Below are 18,396 nucleotides of genomic sequence, written 5' to 3' on the forward strand. Positions count from 1 at the left end.
CAAGCCGATGTAACTGGAGCGGGGGCCGGCGGAAACCAGGCGCCCCGACTCAGGCCCATTGCCTGTCAGTCGATGGGCTCATGCGGAGGAAACACCACGGGCTTGCCGGGGCCGGGGCTGTCATCCGGCAGGTGGCCGATATGCCCTGGCGTGGGGAGGGGACGGTCTCCCGCCTCGCGCTTGAGCGGTGTCTCGTCCTGGGGAAGCCGTGGGTCCTTCTTGGGAGTCTCGCGCTCGGCCATGGTTCGCTCCTTCCGTGAGGGAATGAAGGCGGGTTCAGTCCCTTCAAGTTAGGGAGCGGCACGGCCACGGGCAGACCTCACGGGCCGGACGCAGGGCTGCCGTCCGAGCCGGAGCGAGCCCGTCAGGTGGGCCTGCCAGGAGCCAGGATGTTGCGCTCCAGCGGCCGGGAGGACCAGTGCTCCTCGATGGCCTGGACGAACTCGGACCGCACGAGTTTCGCGCGAGCGAGCAGGAAGTCCCCTTCGTCGCGCCGCAGGTACACGCCTTCCATGGGCGAGGGGCCGAGGGAGGATGGCCCGAACAGCTTCATCACCTCGTCCACCATGAAGTGCCCCTTCGCGACTACGGGCACCCGCGCGAGCCCCAGCGACTCCGTCAGCGCATCCCGCCGAGCAGAGGACCAGAAGCGCCCTTCCCTCTTGTCGTAGACGTCGAAGGCGAGGAACCAGTCGGGCAGCGCGTCGTAGCGGACACTGTGGACGGCGAAGCACCACTCGCCAAAGAGCATCAGGTGGTCGCCGAGAGCGTCGACGAGTTGCTGGCGCCGGGCCTCCAACCATGGCCAGAGCGGCTGGAACTGAGGCGAGGCGCGAGTGCCCAGATAGGAGCCGCGGTTCTGCGCGCGCAACTCCCCGCCCGGCCCCACGGAGATGCCGAGGTTGGCGCCGTCCACCTTCTCCTCGACGAGTACCTCGCCACGGAGGAACTCACGAGCCTCGGCCGGGGAGAACACCTTGTCGTGGCGCACGGGTGCGGAGGAGAGCCAGTCGAGATGCGGGGTGTGCGGGAACTTGAAGAAGTCGTCCGCCATCACTGGCCGCCCTTGCGCTCGTGAATCTCCTCGATGTCCTTCGGGCAGAGGAACTGGACCTGCACACCGGAAGTATGGAGGGCCTTCCGCAGGCCCCACCACTTGCTGTCCGTGGCCTGGAGGATGACGGGCCGCAGAGGGTGGGCGCAGCTCACCGCGACGAACTTGCGGTCCATCGGGTCGAAGCTGGAGAGCGCTTCGTCACGCGGGAACTCGTCGAAGTCGCGCGGGTCCTCCTTGCGCGGCGTCAGCCGGACCATCGAGACGTGCTTAGTGTTGGCACGGTTCGTCAGCACCCACTTGAGGAATCGGTCTCCGATTCCCGGCTGCCCCGTAGGGGACAGCTTGTTCTTGTACTCGTTGATGATGAGCCAGTGTTCGTCCAAGACGAGGTGTCCCGTCGTCATCACGGCCTGGAGCGCATGGACACAGGCCAGCACGCAAGCAGGACTCGGGGCATCCTTCTTGTTGGCCGTGAGCGGGACGTTGGTATCGACGACGGAGGGAGGAACTGACGCCCTCATTCCTTCTCCTGCTCTGTCTGGCGCCTCACCGCGGCCTCGGTCATGGCGACGAGATCGCCCATCTCGTCGCCGAAGAAGTTCTCAGGCCAGTTGGCGATGTTGCCGTCCTCGTCGAGCCTGAGTTCTTCGATGCGCGAACCATCCGGGCCGGGCGAGCAGAAGTAGAGTGCCGCGTCCTCGCGCTTCAAGCGCCCTTCTGCGATGCGCCGTTGGATGCGCCGCAACAGGTGCTCAGAGTGGCTCTCAATGAGGAACTGTACGCGACGAGTACTTCCTCCCTCCTTCGCATCCAGGGCTTCAATAAAAAGGTCCCCAAGCTCACTCTGGGCGTGTGGGTGGAGGTGGAGTTCAGGCTGCTCGAAAATGACTGTGGAGCCCGGTTCCGCATAGAAGCATTGAACCAGCACGGGCAGCACCTGGGAGACACCAAACCCAACGTCCACCAAGCTGACGTCTCTGGCGCTTCCGGGCGTCCTAACGAGCAACTCGTACTCTTTGCGACGCTCAGCGACGACGCGGGCCTGGAAGGACTCAAGCAAGCCCATGTTCATGAGGTGCCTAGCGATGACCTCCAAGAAGGGGCGATCCTTCTGACCTCCTGATGTAACGAGACGCTCCTGCGCCGCTAGCAAGGCGGGCACTGTCCGTTCACCCGCACTTCCCACTTCTTTTGGGGCTTCACCCGACCAGGAGTAGGTGCGCCAAGGTTTCTGACGAAGAGGTCCCAAGTACTCGATCGCATCGAACTGCTGCTCTAGGTCGTATGCGAGGTCATCAATGCCGCTAAGGATGGCGTTCCTCCGGTAGAACAGCTTGATCGCATGAGGAAAGCCGTAGAAGTGAAGAGGCGGCGGAAGCGGTGCCAGCTCCCGACGGAGAACGGGAGGAGGTTCAGCAACCAGCATGTAGCCATCACCAGCTACCTTCTGCATGCCCAGCCGCGTTGGCAGGCGCTGTGCCCCTGCTTGGTGGACAACGCTGCGGTCAAAGCGAAAGGAAAAACTCTTTACTTCGACACGCTCTGTCGGTCCTTCAGCGCGTCCGATGGAAGCCTCGAAAGTGAGCCGAGGCCGACGGAGAACGATCTTTCCTTCTTCGTCCGCATCCATTGCCCTGGACAAGCGGTGCTTCCACTCCACCTCAAATCGGAGCACCGCTGCCGGGTCATGGTTGAACACCATCTCTGGCCATACCCCTAGCTCCACGAGCGAGTCTGCATCGCCGAAGTGTAATACGCGGCGTTGATCACGAGACTGGGCCGTCTGCTTCAGCATCAGCAGGAACTGCTGGAGGCTCGTCTTCCCGGAACTGTTCTTTCCGAAGAAGACCGTCAGCGGCGCGAGTCGGATGTCCCCCGTGTCCTTCCACGCCTTGAAGTTCTGGATGCGAAGCCGCGTGAACATGTCCCCTTTCTACCTCACTCCCACAGCCTAGGTTCCGACCGAACAGCGATGAGTTCGGCACGCTCCCCGTCCCTGAGAAACGTGGCAGCCAGAGTCAGCGCGCACTCCGCAGCCTCAAGTTCCTCCTCCCACTCCAGTTCCGCATCCTGCCAGGCGTGGACCAGGTTCAAGGTGGCCTCCGGGTCCATTAGCTTCTCGTGAGGTACCGGCTTCCTCCCCCGGACCTTCAGCCCCGTGCGCGCCACCCGCACCACCTCGGCCGCCCACATCGAAGGCAGTGGCACCGGATGCAGTCCGCAGAACACCGATAGCCCCAGGTACTCCACCACCCGCCCCAGCACCGCGTCGCGAGCCCCGAGTTGCATCGAGCCCAGCACCTCCCGCACGAAGCACTCGTCACCCCGCAGCAGGTCCTTCACCCCGAGCCCCTCCCCCTCGTAGACCTCGCGCACCTCCCAGACGGACACGACTGCCGTCCTCTGGGCCTCCAGCCACTTCCGCTCGGCTCCCTCCAACCTCACGCCGGCATCCTCTAGGAACCACTCGCGCACGGGGCGGCCCTCCGTGGGCCAGTGGTGCACTGCCCAGGGGACGAAGAGCTGCAGGTCTTCCGACTCTCCAGCCATGTCCTCGAAGAAGGCCTCCATGGCATTCGGGAGCCACCCTTCGCCGAAGCGGCGCCGCGCGAAGCGCAGCATGTCCTCCGCCAGGTGCTCGTCACGCCGATGCACCCCGACTCCCGGGGGCGTCCGCCTCGAAGCAGCCTTGCCAGCACTACGCCGCTTGGACGGTTGCCCGCTTCCACGCGGGCATGACTCGCGCCTTCCGGAGCGACTCATCGGAACCTCCACTGCACGTCCTACAGGTCACTTGGAGTGTAGGCCGTGCCCCTGCATGAAGTAGGACGCCAGGGTCGCCTCGGACGAACGAAGCTCAGCCTGCCACCGCAGAACCCTCCACCGGGCACTCAAGTGCGAGTCGGTCACCAGCCCGGCCTTCTGCAAGAAGCGCGAGGTCAGCAAGTGGCAATGAGGGGCACCGCCCGAGCGCCCCTCTCCAGCCAGCCCCTCACGGCCCGCGGTGCCGCGCCGACGGCGGCGCCAGCTCCGTGCGCACGTCCCACAGCTCCGGGAAGAAGCGCAGGTCCAACGCCTTGCGCAGGAAGCCCACGCCCGACGAGCCGCCCGTGCCCTGCTTGAAGCCGATGATGCGCATCACCGTCATCATGTGTCGGTAGCGCCAGAGCTGGAACCGCTCCTCCGTGTCCACCAGCTTCTCGCACATCTCATACGCGTCCCAGTGCGCCTCGGTGTCCTCGTAGATGCGCCGGAACACCTCCACCACCTCCGGGCTCTTCTCATACGGCTGGCGCCAGTCGCGCTGCACGTGGCTCTGCGGCACCTTGTGCCCCATGCGCGCCAGGTGCCTCAGGAACTCGTCGTAGAGGCCGGGCGACTCCAGCAGTCGCTCCAATTCCGCATGCACCGCCGGCACGTGCTTGAAGGGCCCCAGCGCGTTCGGGTCCTTGTTGCCGAGCAGGAACTCCACCTGGCGGTACTGGAAGCTCTGGAACCCCGACGCGCTGCCGAGCGTGTCCCGGAACTCCAGGTACTCATTCGGGGTGAGCGTCTCCAGCACGCTCCACTGCTCGAAGAGCATCCGCTGGATGTGCGCCACGCGTGCGAAAATCTTGAAGGAGGGCTCCAGCCGGTCCGCCTGCACGTAGCGGATGCATGCGCCGAGCTCGTGGATGAGCAGCTTCATCCACAGCTCGCTCGTCTGGTGCTGGATGATGAACAACAGCTCGTCGTGGTGGGGAGGCTGCGAGCGCGTCACCTGCGCAGACAGCAGCCGGTCGAGCTGAAGATAGTCACCGTACGTGGTCCTGCCGGCCAGGTCGGTGATGATTCCAGGCTCCAGGTCTCGTTTGTTCATGGGCCCGGGCATACATGCTCCTGCGAACCCCCGCGAGCAAGTCTCTCTCGCACGGGCATACCCCGAACCTCCTCCCGACGGCATGGGAGCTCGGTAGACGGGGGCGCGGTCACATTCTGCCCGGGCCGGGGCAGCGTGCCGCTAGGCTAACCTGCGTTTCCAGCCTGGGCGGCCGCTGCCAGCGCCTTGGACGCGGCGCGTCCACGGGGCAGCTTGATGTCCTCGACGCTGTTGGAGTCGGCGTAGTCCTTCCACGCGGACGGGCGGCGGTTGGTCTTCTCGAGCATCCGCAGCTTCTGGTAGTGGGCCGCGCAGTAGCCCTTGGTGCGGCTGGGCTTGCCGCAGTTCTTGATGGCGCACTCGCGGGCGCCCTCGTTGCCCGCCGCGGGCTTGCGGCCCCGGCGCTTGCCAACCGCCGCCGGCGCGGCCACGACGGCGCGCGAGGGAGGACGGCCAGGGCCACGACGGACCGCCTTGCCAGCCGGCGCCTGCGCGCCGAACAGGGGGCCTACCACCTCGGCCAGAGGGGCCAGCCGCTCGGCCACGTTGCGAAGCGCATCCAAGTCTGCCGTGCCCGCCTCCAGGCGCGACACCACGTCGCGGAGGGGCTTGAGCTGCGCGTCAATCTCGTTGCGGATCATGTCCCGAAACGCTTTATCTACGGACATTCGTTGAATCCTCACCTGGGAAACGAAGGGGGGTTGCTGATGGAAGACGAGGGGTGTCTTGTGATGCAGGCATACCCTTACCTTCCAAATTAGGATTTGTCTAAAGGAAGTGATAAAAGTTGTGACTGAGCAACGGAGCCCGGCCCCTTTGTCGCAGGTCTCACCTGTTTCCCGGCGCTCGGCTCCAGGGTCAGCCGTCCCAGCGGAGGGTCTCCAGCAGGGGGCCGCGTCCCGGGACGTGGAAGGCGTGGGCGCGCGCGAGCAACTCCTCGCGGGTGGACGATAAATCACGCCTCAAATCATCCAGTTGCTGCGCATCCAGCGCCATCCTCAGCCTTGGCAACATGGCACTCTCTTCTTCTTGGAAATGCGCCACGACCAGGTCTTCGAGGGCGAAAAGACGTGCCTGCCACTCGGGATGACCGGGGGGAAGCTCTTCCAATTCGTCCATCAGCTCCCGCATGGCGAGGTGGTCTTCGGCCTCCTCGCGGGCCCGGGAGCGGCCCTCCACCTGCATGAGCAGCGGATAGAAGCAGCGCTCTTCCAGGCGGGAGTGGAGTCGGAGTAACTCCAACAATTCAGCTACTTGAGAGCGCAGGTCCTCGGAATCTCCTCCCGAGCCCAGCCGCTCGAAGCATTCCTCCAGCTCGCGGTGCTGGTCGATGAGGATGTCGAACGGATTGCCCATGTCCCAACGTTCGACATTGTAGAGGAAGCAGACAACCGGAGCAGGGCTTCAGCCTGCCATTAATCCTGCTCACGCAAAGCACACCGCCCTGCCAGGTGGGGTGCGGAAGGGTGTCTCAGGAGACAGGCGCCTGCCCGGCAGGGCGCCCTCCGGGAAGAGCCCGGGTGGCGGAGCGCGGGGGCGTCTCCATCTTTCTTCCCCGTGGAAGCCTCGCTCGCCAGCCTGCGCCGGGCCGTGTACCGCTTCGCCGAGGGGGGCGCGGCGCTGTCGGCCCTGTACCACCGCGCGAAGCTGGTGGGCACCGAATACCTGCCGCGGACCGGGCCCGTGCTGCTGGTGGGCAACCACGGCGTCTGGGGCTACGAGACGCCCGCCTTCTTCCACCTCCTGCACAAAGCCACCGGCCGCCATCCGCTGGGGCTGGCCGAGCGGGGCTTCTTCCGAATCCCGCTGGTGCGCACGGTGCTGCCCTGGCTGGGGGGCGTGGAGGGCACGCGGGAGAACGCGCTGGCATCGCTGAAGGCGGGGGAGCTGGTGGTCTGCTACCCCGGCGGCGCGCACGAGACGTTCAAGCGCAGCCACGGGCGCTACCAGCTGCGCTGGGAGCGGGCGCTGGGCTTCGTGCGGCTCGCGGCGCACGCGGGGGTGCCGGTGGTGCCCTTCGCGGGCTTCGGCGTGGACGACACCTTCTTCTGGCCGCCGGGCGAGGAGCGGCTGTGCCTGCGCCTGGCGGCGGGGGACAAGTACCGGATGCCGCTGGTGATGGGACTGGGGCCGCTGCCGCTGCCCGTGCAGCTCACCTTCGCGGTGGGCGCGCCGCTCGAGCCGCCCCCCGCGGACGCGTCCGAGTCCCGCCTGCGCAACTTCAGGGACCGCGTGGCCGCGAGCGTCCGGCGGCTGCTGGTGAGGGCCTGTCATGCTTGATGCCTCGTCGCTTCCGCCCGTCAGTCACCGCACGCCGCCGCTCGTCCCGGACGTGGAGGACATCCAGTCCGGCTACGAGCACCTGCTCCACGAGGAGCGCCTGGTGCGGGGCACGCCGGTGCGCCTGTTCACCTTCCCTGGCAGCAACCTGAGGGCGACGCACACCGTGGTGTGCCTGCCGGGGCTGGGCGCCAGCGGCCGCTCCTTCGCGCCCATGGGCCCGCTGGCGGATGAATTGCGGCTGCTGCTGTGGACGCCGCCGCTGCGCACCCCGGCCACGCACTCGCCGCTCCAGTGGAACCTGGCCGTGCTGGACCACTCGGAGGCGGGGCTGCCGGAGCGCTTCGCGCTGGTGGGTTCCTCGTACGGGAGCCTGCTGTCCATTGCCTATACGCTGGCGCACCCGGAGCGGGTGAAGGCGCTGGTGCTGGTGTCGCCGGTGGCCAGCGTGCACCGCATCCGCCGGCTGGCGCTGACGCTGTCCACGCTGGTGCGCTCGCCCAAGCCGCTGGCGTACCTGATGGCCCCCACGGTGGCGCGGGTGCTGGGCGGCCCGCATCTGCCGCCGGAGGGACGCGCGGAAATCGTCCGCGAGGCGCGGCGGCTGTCATCCATGGAACTGCTGCGCCGCCTGCGCGACGTGCTGGCGGCGGACTTCATGCCACGGCTCCATGAAATCAAGGTGCCCACGCTCATCATCCAGGGCGGCAGGGACCTGCTGGTACCCACGCGCGCCGCGCGGGACGTGGCCGAGCACATTCCCGGGGCCCGCATGGAGGTCCTCCGGGAGGCCAGCCACCTGCCGTACATGAGCCACGCGCAGGCCTTCAACAACTTCGTCGGAGACTTCCTCCTGAAGCACGCGGACTGAAAGACGCCGCATCGCCAGACATCCATGACCACCGCCGCCGCCCACCTGTCCCGCTCCGCGCTGCTGTACCTCTCCAAGCAAGAGAACCTGAAGGACCTGGCCACGCGCCTGCGTCCCTTTCGGGAGATGGCGTCACGCTTCATCGCCGGCGAGACGCTGGAGGAGGCGGTGGACGCGGTGAAGGCCCTCAACGCCAGGGGGCTGACGGCGTCCTTCGACCACCTCAACGAGGCGGTGAAGACGCCGGAGGAGACACGCGACGAGGTACACCAGTACCAGCGCCTGCTGGCCCGCATCGACCAGACGGGCGCGAAGGCCAACGTGTCGCTGAAGCTGACCCAGTGCGGCCTGCTCATCGACCAAGCGCTGGCATTGCGAAACGCGCGCGCGGTGGTGGCGGACGCGACGAAGCGTGACTCGTTCGTACGCATCGACATGGAGCAGAGCGCGGTGACGCAGGCGACGCTGGACATCGTGCGCCAGCTGCACGCGGAGTTCGGCGAGCCGCACGTCGGCGCGGTGCTGCAGAGCTACCTGCGGCGCACGGAGGAGGACGCGAAGGCGCTGTGCAGGGAGCGGGTGCGCATCCGGCTGTGCAAGGGCGCGTACCTGGAGGGCCCGGACGTGGCCTTCCCCGACAAGGCGGACGTGGACGCCAACTACGTGCGCTGCATGAAGGTGCTGCTCGACAGCGGCGTGTATCACGGCATCGCCACGCATGATGAGCGCATGGTGGACGCCACGCTGGAGTACGCGGCGAAGCAGCACCTGCCGCGCGGCGCGTATGAGTTCCAGATGCTCTATGGCATCCGGCGGGACTTGCAGGAGCGGCTGGTGAAGGACGGACACCCGGTGCGCATCTACGTTCCGTATGGGCGGCACTGGTACCCGTATTTCATGCGCCGGCTGGCCGAGCGTCCGGCCAACCTCTGGTTCGTCATGCGCAACCTCGTTAGAGGGTAGCGCCGGGGCGCCGGGCGGGTATCCTCCGCTCCGCCCATGAGTCTCGCGAAATCACTCTTCCTTGGCGGCGCGGTGCTGGTAACGGCCGGTTGCGCTTCGTCCCGCTCCGCGACTTCGACGGAGGCTCCGCACGGACAGCTCAGCTCGCTGAGCGTGGCGTCGAGCCCGAATGCGGAGCTGTGCGAGCACCGCGTGCCCCGCGAGACGTGCACGCGGTGCAACCCGCACCTGGTGGAGAAGTTCAAGGCGGCGAAGGACTGGTGCGGCGAGCACGGCGTGCCCGAGTCCCAGTGCCACACCTGCCACCCGGACCTGTCCTTCGACCCACTGCCGGCGCTCGCGGAGGGCGCGGACCTGCGCAGGCTCTCCGAGGCGGGTGAGGACGTGCCGGAGCTGGGCTCGCACGCGGTGAAGGGCAAGGTGACGGTGTTCGACTTCTACGCGGACTGGTGCGGCCCGTGCCGCTCGGTGGACGCGCACATGTACGGGGTGCTCAACGGGCGCACGGACGTGGCGTACCGGAAGCTGAATGTCGTCTCGTGGGACACGCCGGTGGCGAAGCGCTATCTGGGCGGCGTGCCCAACCTGCCGTTCCTCATCGTCTACGGGAAGGACGGGCGCGAGGTGGCTCGGGTGACGGGGCTGGATTTGGACGCGCTGGACAAGGCCATTGCCGACGGAGGCTCGCGATGAAGTGGCTGGCGGTGGCGGCGGGGCTGCTCGCACTGGCGGTGCCGGGCCGGGCCGCGGCGTGCGCGGGTTGAAGCAATCCCAACCTCCCGGTCGGGGGGAATGCACAGACGGGCTTGAAGGCGGGGCAGACGGCGGTGTCGCTGGCGCTATTGGCCACGTCCGTGCGCGTGGTGCACGAGTCGTACTGTCCGGACATCGGCCCCATCTGCGCGGAGCGCGATGAGCCGCCGCAGCTCCATGACCAGCGCTTCTCCCTGGGCGAGCTGCGCGCGCGGGTGGAGTACGGACTCACGGCTTCGTGGGGCCTGGAGCTGCAGCTGCCGTTGCGGCTGAATACGACGACGGTCCAGTTCCGGCGGCTGGATGGAACGCCGGCGTCGCTCGACTACGTGAACATCCACCACCGCGACGAGACGCTGTTCGGCCTCGCGGACCCGTGGGTGCGGGCGCGGTATGCGTTTGGCATCGGCGAGGTGGGGCTGGTGGCGCGGGCGGGCTTCTCGGTGCCGCTCGGTGGGACGGTGGAGAATCCGTTCGCCCTGGGCGAGGCCGGGCAGGCGCACCAGCACGTGCAGTTCGGCACGGGGACGGTGCAGCCGCTGCTCGCGCTGGAGGCGGAGCGGCTGTGGGACGGCGGCTGGAGCGCGCGGGCGTGGGGCCAGGCGCAGCTGTCGCTGTTGGAGAACCACCACGGGTACCGCAGCGGGCATCGCTTCGCGGTGGGCCTGTCGGGCGAGGTGCCGGTGGTGGGTGCGCTGCGGCTGAGCGCGGGCGCGGACGTGGCCAACGAGCAGCCGGAGCGGTGGGACGGGCGCGTGCAGCAGGACGGCAACCTGGGCCGCACGGATGTCCTCGTGGGCGGCGGGCTGACGTACCCCGTGGGCCGCGTGCAGCTGGGGCTGACGGTGCGCGTGCCGGTGTATCAGCACATCATCGGCCACCACGGACAGCTCACGTACCCGGGGCTGCTGGGGCTCACGGCGGAGACGGTGTTCGGAGACTGACGCGCGCCCGCCGGGCGTGTTGGCAGGCATCAGGTGCGCTTCGGAGCGCAGTTGTTCCGGTCGCCTGATGCCTCGGTGCCGTCGTTACTGTTGCCTCCGCGTGCGCCGCGTCGGCGCCACCTGGAGGAGCGCCATGTCTCAGCAGCAGTGGACGGCGGTTGACCGCTACATCACCGACCAGCTCGCGCCGCATGATGAGGCCTTGGAGGAGGCGCTCCGGGCCAGCGACGCGGCCGGGCTGCCTCCCATCCATGTCGCTCCGAACCAGGGCAAGTTCCTGCACCTGCTGGCGCTGCTCCAGGGCGCGCGCAACATCCTGGAGGTGGGCACGCTGGGCGGCTACAGCACCATCTGGCTCGCGAGGGCCCTGCCTCCGGGCGGCCGGCTGGTGACGCTGGAGATGGACCCGAAGCACGCCGAGGTGGCACGCGCCAACCTCGCCCGCGCGGGCCTGTCCGAGGTGGTCGACCTGCGCGTCGGGCGGGCCCTGGACACGCTGCCGCTCATCGCCGCCGAGAAGCGTGGGCCGTTCGACGTCGTCTTCATCGACGCCGACAAGCGCAGCAATCCGGACTACTTCCAGTGGGCGCTGAAGCTCACGCGCAAGGGCAGCCTCATCATCATCGACAACGTCGTGCGCAACGGCGCGGTGGTGGACGCCACCAGCACGGACCCCAACATCCAGGGCGTGCGCAGGCTGTATGAAATGCTCGCCGCCGAGCCGCGCGTGAGCACCACGGCGGTGCAGACGGTGGGCAGCAAGGGGTATGACGGCTTCGCGATGGCGCTCGTTACGGGTGACGCGTAACGCCTGACGGACCTCGCGGGTTGTATCGCCTGGTGGCTGGCCATCAGGAGGCGGAGGGCCAGAGGCTCGCCTCGCCGCCTGTCCTCGCTTGAGGAACGCCGTGCCCACGCCGCACCTTGCGGACATGCGCGCGACGCTCTCCCAGGCCCTGGTCGCTGGAGCCGCTGGCACCGTGGCGCTGCGGGCCTTCGTGGCACTGCGCAACCGGGTGCTCGGACGGACACCACCGTATGCCGCACGGCACATCGCCGCGCGGCTGGCCCGTTCCGCGCTCCACCGGGAGTTATCCCCGCTCCAGGCCCGTCGCTGGGGCGATGCCATGCGCGCGGGGTATGGCCCCCTGCTGGGAGTGGCGTGGGCGTTCGTTCGGGAGACCGCGTCCGGGGGCCGCATTCCACCGGGCTTGCTGCTCGGCGTGGGAGTGCTCGGCTTCGAGCTCACGGCCTTCCCCGTGCTGCGCGCGACCGAGACACTTCACACGTGGAGCGCCGCCGAGCACGGCTGGCTCGTGGCGCAGACCGCGGTGTATGGCCTCGTCACCGAGGCCACGCTCGCCGCGCTCGTGCGCCCGTGAGTCCCCTCAGGGCGCGGACACCGTGGCAGGGAAGGCGCGGCGAAAGCGCGCGGGCGCCTCACAAGCCGCCGGCCCCTCGCAGGAGAGCACCGGTATCCGTGAGGCGGCGTCCAGGTGGCCCACCACCTCACCCGTGCGCAGGGACGCTGGCAGGGGCACCTCGAACTTCAGGTCGCTCGTCAGTGGACGCTCGGTGTGCTGGAAGCGGGTGAGCTGGCTTCCCTTCTCGAGCAGCGTGAAGGTGGCATGACTGGCGTCCGGCGCATCGCCGAAGAGGTCCGTTCCGGGCTTCCAGTCGTACACCAGCGTCTCGCCCGCCTCGAGCGGACTGGAGGGGAGACGGACCTCCAGCCGGGAGGGACCGTGGTTGACCAGGAGGTCCTGGAGGGTGGCGCGGAACACGTCCTGTCCGTCACTCAGCTCCACGACGTCCTGGCTCGGCCCCCGTCCGGAGAGCTCGGGCGCCTGGCTCAACTGGAAGCGGAAGGACGTCGCCCCACAGGACTCGCGCGTCCACTCGCCGGGGTCGCGCGTCATCTCGTAGCCCGCCACCGTTGCCCGCACGTCAGAGGCAAAGGTGTAGCAATCCGTGGGAGCGCCCAGGAACGTCACTTCCACGCGGCCACCGAGCCGGTCGCTTGGGACAACGACGTCCGCCTCGTAGATGAACGCCACCTGCATCGTCGCGGCCTTCAGGTCCGAGAGGTGCAGCACGGGCTGCTCCGGAAGCTCCGCGCACGCCACGCCGCCCAGCACGATGGCTCCGCCCAGGAGCCGCAACGCCTTGCGTCCCAACGTCTTCATGCGCACCCCATGGTCACAGCCCTCGTGGGAAGGGCCGGCCTCCCTTCCACGTGATGCAACGATAGAAACTCTATTCGCCGGGTGTCCACCGCGAGCGCTCCGAACCCGCGCCGCGCTCGTCCCGTGGGGACGCGGTCTGTCACGCCGTCATCAAACAGCGCAGTGACAGGACGGCGCGCGCGCCTCGCTTCCGCGAAGCGAATCTCTATCAACCACGCCAGCATCCACGGACGGGCGTGACGGAATGGACAATCACCCGAGACTCGCGTCGCTGCCCGTCAGTGCGGCACCTGCGTGAGCGTCCGTACCTCTACGGAGCCCTGTCAGACCCGTCTGAGACATTGGGCTCATGTCACCCGGGCACAGCTCGCCCGGAGGGGGTGTGGCATGTCGGGGCGTCTCGTTCGCTGTCTTTCCACGGCTCGATTCCTTTCGTGTGCGGTGTTGCTGCTCGCCCTGACTTCGGGCTGCGCGAGCACGCCTCCGGGCACGGGCGGCTCGGGGAGGGGCGACCTGGACCTGGGGCGTCCACCGCTCCTGGACACGAAGGCGGGCCGAGAGGAGGCCGCCCAGGTCGCCGCGCGCGTGTGGGCCGTGGCCAGCGGCGTGCGCGACGTGGACGCCGAGCTCAAGTTCACCTTCTGGTCCGAGCAGGGCGCGTTCACACTGCTGGGCTACGTGGCCGAGAACCGGGGCGGGCGGCAGGGAAAGCCGGCGAACGATTCAGAGGGCACGCAGCGTCGGGTGACGGACGCGCTCGTGGCCGCGATGAAGCACCCCGGCCGTGAGGTGTCGCTGACGCTGCGCCGGAGCGAGTCCGGCTGGCGCGTCGAATCGACTGACTTCGCCCAGTCCTTCCGTCCCATCGGAGCCCGCACGCTGCCCGGCCGACAGGGCGCCCTGTCTTCCGAGCAGACCGCTGACGACGTGGCCTCGGCCGTCCGCGAGCTGCTCAAGTCCGTGCAGGTGCCCGCGGATGGAACGGTGAGCGTGGACTTCAACGCACGCGTGCGCAACGGGCGCATGGTGGGGGTGGAGCTGGCGCGCTCTCACGTCATCCTCTCCGGCCGAGGCGGCAAGGCACGCGCGGTGTCGCCGGACGTCGCGACCGAAGTGGCTCGCCTCATCCTCCTCTACGCTCCCTGCACCGGTCAGCGCGTGGTCCACCTGGGCGCGCGACTGTCCCACCGGGGCGACGCCTCCATCGCGAGCGGCGGCGTGGAGGAGACGCGCGTGGACCAGGCCCTGCCACCGGAGGATGGGGAGTTCGCGGACCAGCGACTTCGCTGAATCCCGCTCGCGCCTCCGAGCGGGCACCTTCGCTGAGCCGCGCCCGCGCCACCGAGCCCGGGAAGCGCGCCAGGTCCGCGGCGCGCTTCCCGGAACGGTGCCCGCGCTTTGCCCCCATGCACCTCGGAGGCACGGCGCCTTCCCCGCGAGGAGCGCCGCGAGCCCACGCGCCTCGCAGGCAAGGCACCTTCCCTGGGAAGCAGGGCGAGCCCCTGCACTCTCCCCTGCTCGGGTAGCCAGGGGCAGGGAGGCCGTCGCCGGGCTCCTTACCTTTCACCGATGGCGCTCCCCCTCGAAGCGTACGCCCTCGTCGGAGACACCCAGAGCGCGGCCCTGGTGGGCACGGACGGCTCCATCGACTGGCTGTGCTGGCCGCGCTTCGACTCGGACGCATGTTTCACGGCGCTGCTCGGCACAGGGGACCACGGCCGCTGGCGCATCGCCCCCAGCATCCCCGTGCGCGACGTGCGCCGCCGCTACCTGCCCGACACCCTCGTGCTGGAGACGGAGCTGCACACGGACGCCGGCATCGTGCGCCTGCATGACTTCATGCCCGTGCGCACCGGCACGCCCGAGCTCATCCGCATCGTGGAGGGCGTGTCCGGCCAGGTGCCCGTGCGCCTCGAGCTCGCCCCGCGCTTCGGCTACGGCGACCGCACACCGTCCCTGCGCGTGCTCCCGAACGGCGCCAGCGCCCACGCCGGGCCAGATGCCCTCTTCCTGCACACGGACCGGCCACTGCGCGTGGAGGACGCGTGCCTCCTCACGGACCTCACCGTCCGCGAGGGCGAGCGCGTGTCCTTCGTCCTCTCCTGGCACCCCTCGCACCTGCCGCCGCCGGAACACTCGGAGCCGCTCGCCGCGCTGGAGGAGACGCGCGGCTGGTGGCGGCAGTGGGCGCAGCGCTGTGTGTACGACGGGCCCTGGCGTCCCCAGGTGATGCGCTCGCTCATCACCCTCAAGGGGCTCACGTACTCGCCCACGGGTGGGCTCGTCGCCGCGCCCACCACGTCCGTCCCCGAGCGCCTCGGCGGCGTGCGCAACTGGGACTACCGCTACTGCTGGGTGCGCGACGCCACGCTCACCCTGCTCGCGCTGCTCGACGCCGGCTACACGCAGGAGGCCCGCGACTGGCGAGACTGGCTGATGCGCGCCGTGGCCGGTGAGCCGGATGAACTGCAAATCATGTACGGCGTGGCCGGAGAGCGCCGCCTCACGGAGCTGGAGCTGCCGTGGCTGCCCGGCTACGAGGGCTCGCGCCCGGTGCGCATCGGCAACGCGGCGGTGAATCAGCTCCAGCTCGACATCTTCGGGGAGATTGCCGACTGCCTCTACCAGGCCCGCCGCCACGGCGTGCCCCCCGACGACGAGGCCTGGGACGTGGGCGTCCACCTGCTGCACTTCGTGGAGCAGCACTGGGAGGAGCCCGACGAGGGCATCTGGGAGGTGCGCGGCGGACGGCAGCACTTCACGCACTCGAAGGTGATGGCGTGGGTGGCGCTGGACCGGGCGGTGAAGGCGTCGGCGCTGCGCAACCTGGACGGCGACCAGGTGGCGCACTGGCGCGCGCTGCGAGACAGGATGCATGCCGACATCTGCGCGCGCGGGTACGACGCGAGCCGCAACACCTTCACCCAGACGTATGGCGGCTCCGCGCTCGACGCGAGCCTGCTGCTGCTACCGCTGGTGGGCTTCCTGCCTCCAGAGGACCCGCGCGTGCGAGGCACCGTGGATGCCATCCAGCGTGAGCTGTGTCACGGCGGGCTGGTGCGCCGCTACCACACGCACGAGACGCGCGACGGCCTGCCCCCGGGCGAGGGCGTCTTCCTCCCGTGCAGCTTCTGGCTCGCGGACGCGCTGGCGCTGCTGGGCCGCGAGGCCGAGGCGCGCGAGCTGTTCGAGCACCTGCTCTCTCTGCGCAACGACGTGGGCCTGCTGTCCGAGGAGTACGACCCGGAGCAGCGCCGGCTGCTGGGCAACTTCCCCCAGGCCTTCAGCCACCTCGCGCTGGTGAGGACCGCGCAGAACCTGTCGCGCGCGGAAGGCCCCGGCCGCCACTGAAGCCCCCGGACATGACGAGCCCCGGCACGCGACGGAAGAGGCTTCCGTCACGCCCGGGGCTCCTGGTGCTTCACGGCCCTGAGACTGCTTCCGGCCTAGAAGTAACCGCCGAGCGTGGTGGCGACGCTGAACGCCACCTCCACGTCATCGCCCAGGCCGAAGGCCAGGCGCGGGCCACCGCCCACGAAGAAGTGGTCCGTCACGTGGAACAGGAAGGGCGCGTAGCCCTCCAGGATGACGGTGACGTCGGCGGGGAGAGCCTGGTTCGCGAAGGGGAGGAGGCTGTCGCCCAACTGCAGGGAGATGATGCCCTTCGGCCACACCGACACCTTGTCGGTGAGCGGGATGTTGTAGCCGATGCGCGCGTTGAGCCCGAAAGCGACCGGGTCATCGCCCTCGGAGAAAATCGCCCGCAGCTGCAGGCCGCTGCCGACCGACAGGTTCTGCTTGATGAAGTAGTCCGCGCCCGGCTCCAGGAAGATGAAGCCCGCACCGCTGCCCTGCGTGGTGTAGCCCAGGCTGCCGGAAGCGTCGGTGCTGATGACCAGCTGCCCGACATTGCCGAAGCTGCCGCCGCCCGTCGAAGCCGTCGTCTCCTGCGCGCCCGCCGTCACCGACACCATCAGCCCGGCCACCGCGGCCAGGGTCTGCCACTTGTTTGCATTCATGAAGCGTCCCTCCGGTTCGTGAGCCCGGCTGAGACATCCCGGGCGCTCGGCGGCCCCTTCTAGCGAAAGGGCACGGAGGAACACCTGTTTTTTCGTCATCCGTGTGAGCAATACCGTATCAGCGGACAACTCGGGCGAGCCCGCGCGCGCCCAGGGCCGCTCCGCCCAGCACCCCGCCGGCCAGCGCCGCGAGCCCCGCCGCGGCCGTGAAGCGCTTCCACCGGGGCGTCGGCGGCACGCTGCCGTAGGCCCCCACGCCCTCGGGCACGGGCTGGAAGAGGTTGCCCTCGGGACGGTGCACGGGCTGCTGCTCCATCTGCATCCGCACGCCGTAGCGGCTCAGCACGAAGCTGCCCACGAAGGGCGCCACCCGGTCCATCCACAGCATCAGCTTGCCCTGGAGGAAGGCGGGCACCTCCGTGCGCCCCGGCCGGAGCGCGCACTTCACCACCGCGCGCGCGACGAGGTCCACGTCGTACGTGGGCGGCACCGGCACGGGCTTCTTGTCGAACTGCGTGGGCGCGTGGTCGAACATCGGCGTGGACACCGACGGCACCAACACGTTGGACACCTGGATGCCGGTGCCGTGCAGCTCGAGCGTCAGCGCCTTCGCCCAGCCCAGCGTCGCGTGCTTCGCCGCCGTGTACGCGGACAGGAGCGGCGCGGCGCCCTTGGACAGCATCGACTGGATGTTGAGGACATGGCCGCTGCCCTGCGCGCGGAAGTGCGGCAGCACCGCGTGGGCGAAGCGCAGGAAGCCCAGGCAGGTGACGTCCACCGTGCGCTGGATGTGCTCCCACGGGAGCTGGTCGAAGTAGCCGTAGGTCTGCACCCCCGCGTCATTCACCAGGAGGTCGATGCGGCCGTAGCGCGCCAGGCACTCGCGCACCACGCGGTCCACGTCCTCGCCCACCGTCACGTCACCGGGCACCACGAGGCACTCGCCGCCCGCGTCCTCCACCTCCTTCCGGAGCGACTCCAGCGCCTCGCGCCGTCGCGCGGTGACACACAGCCTCACGCCCTGCTCCGCCAGGCGCACCGCGGACTGCCAGCCCACTCCGCTGGAAGCTCCAGTGACGATGGCGACCTTCCCTTCGAGTTGCTCGCGGCGAGCCATGTGCGCACGTCCCCTGTTCCGTCAGACTCCTGGGACGATGCGGCGGGCCGCCCGGCGCGGTAACCGGCCCGCGCCCGCCAGCCCGTTCGCCTGCCTGCCCCTCGCGGGGAAGGAGGGCCCGAAGGCGGGCTCGGGAAACACGGACAAGGGGGACGGCCGGTGGAGGAGTAACAAACCGGCCGACCCCCTGCCCGCTCGCCCCGCGCTCCCGGCGGGCGCTTGCCGCCGGGGAGGAGTGCTCGGGGCGTATTCCGTTCGAGGGGCCGCCCGTCCTGAAGGGAAGGGGCGGGCGCCTCGTGACACGGGATGTCATGTAGCAAGCGACGCGCCATGGCAAGTTCTTCGCG

20 protein-coding genes are annotated in these 18,396 nt (G+C 69.0%); 9 read left to right on the forward strand and 11 right to left on the reverse strand.

Translation table 11 applies throughout. From position 1 onward, the window contains the following. Window positions 1-65 precede the first annotated feature (65 nt). The 8 genes from G4D86_RS37725 to G4D86_RS37760 all read right to left on the reverse strand — a co-directional run bounded on the left by G4D86_RS37725 (window position 66) and on the right by G4D86_RS37760 (window position 6,272). A complete protein-coding gene (locus G4D86_RS37725; protein WP_163999130.1) occupies window positions 66-242 on the reverse strand; it encodes a hypothetical protein in 177 nt (58 codons plus the stop codon). A gap of 122 nt (window positions 243-364) precedes the next feature. Then, window positions 365-1,054: an RNA ligase family protein gene (locus G4D86_RS37730; protein WP_163999131.1), complete on the reverse strand. Its 690-nt coding sequence runs from the start codon at window positions 1,052-1,054 to the stop codon at window positions 365-367. Continuing rightward, window positions 1,054-1,578 carry a hypothetical protein gene (locus G4D86_RS37735; protein ID WP_163999132.1) on the reverse strand — a complete coding sequence of 175 codons (525 nt, stop codon included), beginning with the start codon at window positions 1,576-1,578 and terminating at the stop codon, window positions 1,054-1,056. Before G4D86_RS37735 ends, G4D86_RS37730 begins: the two co-directional genes overlap by 1 nt. Next, the gene (locus G4D86_RS37740) at window positions 1,575-2,981 is read right to left on the reverse strand and encodes an AAA family ATPase (protein ID WP_163999133.1); all 1,407 of its coding nucleotides are present in this window, start codon (window positions 2,979-2,981) and stop codon (window positions 1,575-1,577) included. The genes G4D86_RS37735 and G4D86_RS37740 overlap by 4 nt, the downstream gene beginning before the upstream one ends. Window positions 2,982-2,995: 14 nt before the next feature. Further along, window positions 2,996-3,679: a hypothetical protein gene (locus G4D86_RS37745; RefSeq protein WP_163999134.1), complete on the reverse strand. Its 684-nt coding sequence runs from the start codon at window positions 3,677-3,679 to the stop codon at window positions 2,996-2,998. A gap of 370 nt (window positions 3,680-4,049) precedes the next feature. Continuing rightward, a complete protein-coding gene (locus G4D86_RS37750) occupies window positions 4,050-4,928 on the reverse strand; it encodes a tryptophan 2,3-dioxygenase (RefSeq protein WP_163999135.1) in 879 nt (292 codons plus the stop codon). Between the two features lie 134 nt (window positions 4,929-5,062). Beyond that, on the reverse strand, window positions 5,063-5,584 hold the full coding sequence (locus G4D86_RS37755) for a cell wall protein (RefSeq protein WP_163999136.1): 522 nt from the start codon (window positions 5,582-5,584) through the stop codon (window positions 5,063-5,065). Between the two features lie 190 nt (window positions 5,585-5,774). Next, a complete protein-coding gene (locus G4D86_RS37760) occupies window positions 5,775-6,272 on the reverse strand; it encodes a hemerythrin domain-containing protein (protein WP_163999137.1) in 498 nt (165 codons plus the stop codon). A gap of 201 nt (window positions 6,273-6,473) precedes the next feature. Between G4D86_RS37760 and G4D86_RS37765 the strand changes: the two genes are divergently transcribed. From G4D86_RS37765 to G4D86_RS37795, 7 genes are all read left to right on the forward strand, one after another. Then, entirely contained in the window at window positions 6,474-7,196 is a 723-nt protein-coding gene (locus tag G4D86_RS37765) for a lysophospholipid acyltransferase family protein (RefSeq protein ID WP_163999138.1), read from the forward strand. Further along, complete coding sequence (locus G4D86_RS37770; protein WP_163999139.1) at window positions 7,189-8,067, forward strand: alpha/beta fold hydrolase; 879 nt, start codon at window positions 7,189-7,191, stop codon at window positions 8,065-8,067. Before G4D86_RS37765 ends, G4D86_RS37770 begins: the two co-directional genes overlap by 8 nt. Before the next feature lie 24 nt (window positions 8,068-8,091). Continuing rightward, window positions 8,092-9,030: a proline dehydrogenase family protein gene (locus G4D86_RS37775; protein WP_163999140.1), complete on the forward strand. Its 939-nt coding sequence runs from the start codon at window positions 8,092-8,094 to the stop codon at window positions 9,028-9,030. Between the two features lie 36 nt (window positions 9,031-9,066). Further along, window positions 9,067-9,723, forward strand: coding sequence for a TlpA family protein disulfide reductase (locus tag G4D86_RS53980; protein WP_163999141.1), 657 nt, complete (start codon window positions 9,067-9,069; stop codon window positions 9,721-9,723). A gap of 113 nt (window positions 9,724-9,836) precedes the next feature. After that, entirely contained in the window at window positions 9,837-10,727 is an 891-nt protein-coding gene (locus tag G4D86_RS37785; RefSeq protein ID WP_163999142.1) for a hypothetical protein, read from the forward strand. A 133-nt stretch (window positions 10,728-10,860) separates the two neighbouring features. Then, window positions 10,861-11,535, forward strand: a complete 675-nt coding sequence (locus G4D86_RS37790) for an O-methyltransferase (protein WP_163999143.1) — start codon at window positions 10,861-10,863, stop codon at window positions 11,533-11,535. A 100-nt stretch (window positions 11,536-11,635) separates the two neighbouring features. Then, window positions 11,636-12,109, forward strand: coding sequence for a hypothetical protein (locus G4D86_RS37795; RefSeq protein WP_163999144.1), 474 nt, complete (start codon window positions 11,636-11,638; stop codon window positions 12,107-12,109). Window positions 12,110-12,115: 6 nt separating this feature from the next. On the opposite strand, the gene G4D86_RS37800 is transcribed toward G4D86_RS37795, so the two are convergent. Beyond that, window positions 12,116-12,913, reverse strand: coding sequence for a hypothetical protein (locus G4D86_RS37800; protein ID WP_163999145.1), 798 nt, complete (start codon window positions 12,911-12,913; stop codon window positions 12,116-12,118). A 444-nt stretch (window positions 12,914-13,357) separates the two neighbouring features. On the opposite strand from G4D86_RS37800, the gene G4D86_RS37805 reads away from it, so the two are divergent. Next, a complete protein-coding gene (locus G4D86_RS37805) occupies window positions 13,358-14,203 on the forward strand; it encodes a hypothetical protein (RefSeq protein WP_163999146.1) in 846 nt (281 codons plus the stop codon). 108 nt (window positions 14,204-14,311) lie between these two features. After that, a complete protein-coding gene (locus G4D86_RS37810; protein ID WP_420821880.1) occupies window positions 14,312-16,264 on the forward strand; it encodes a glycoside hydrolase family 15 protein in 1,953 nt (650 codons plus the stop codon). Window positions 16,265-16,359: 95 nt separating this feature from the next. Here the strand turns inward: G4D86_RS37810 and G4D86_RS37815 are convergent, their stop codons facing one another. Both G4D86_RS37815 and G4D86_RS37820 read right to left on the reverse strand, forming a co-directional pair. Continuing rightward, a complete protein-coding gene (locus G4D86_RS37815; RefSeq protein WP_163999148.1) occupies window positions 16,360-16,932 on the reverse strand; it encodes a hypothetical protein in 573 nt (190 codons plus the stop codon). A gap of 118 nt (window positions 16,933-17,050) precedes the next feature. Continuing rightward, window positions 17,051-18,049, reverse strand: a complete 999-nt coding sequence (locus tag G4D86_RS37820; protein WP_163999149.1) for an SDR family NAD(P)-dependent oxidoreductase — start codon at window positions 18,047-18,049, stop codon at window positions 17,051-17,053. Between the last annotated feature and the right edge of the window lie 347 nt (window positions 18,050-18,396).

This window comes from Pyxidicoccus caerfyrddinensis (assembly GCF_010894405.1).
Taxonomy (GTDB): domain Bacteria; phylum Myxococcota; class Myxococcia; order Myxococcales; family Myxococcaceae; genus Myxococcus; species Myxococcus caerfyrddinensis.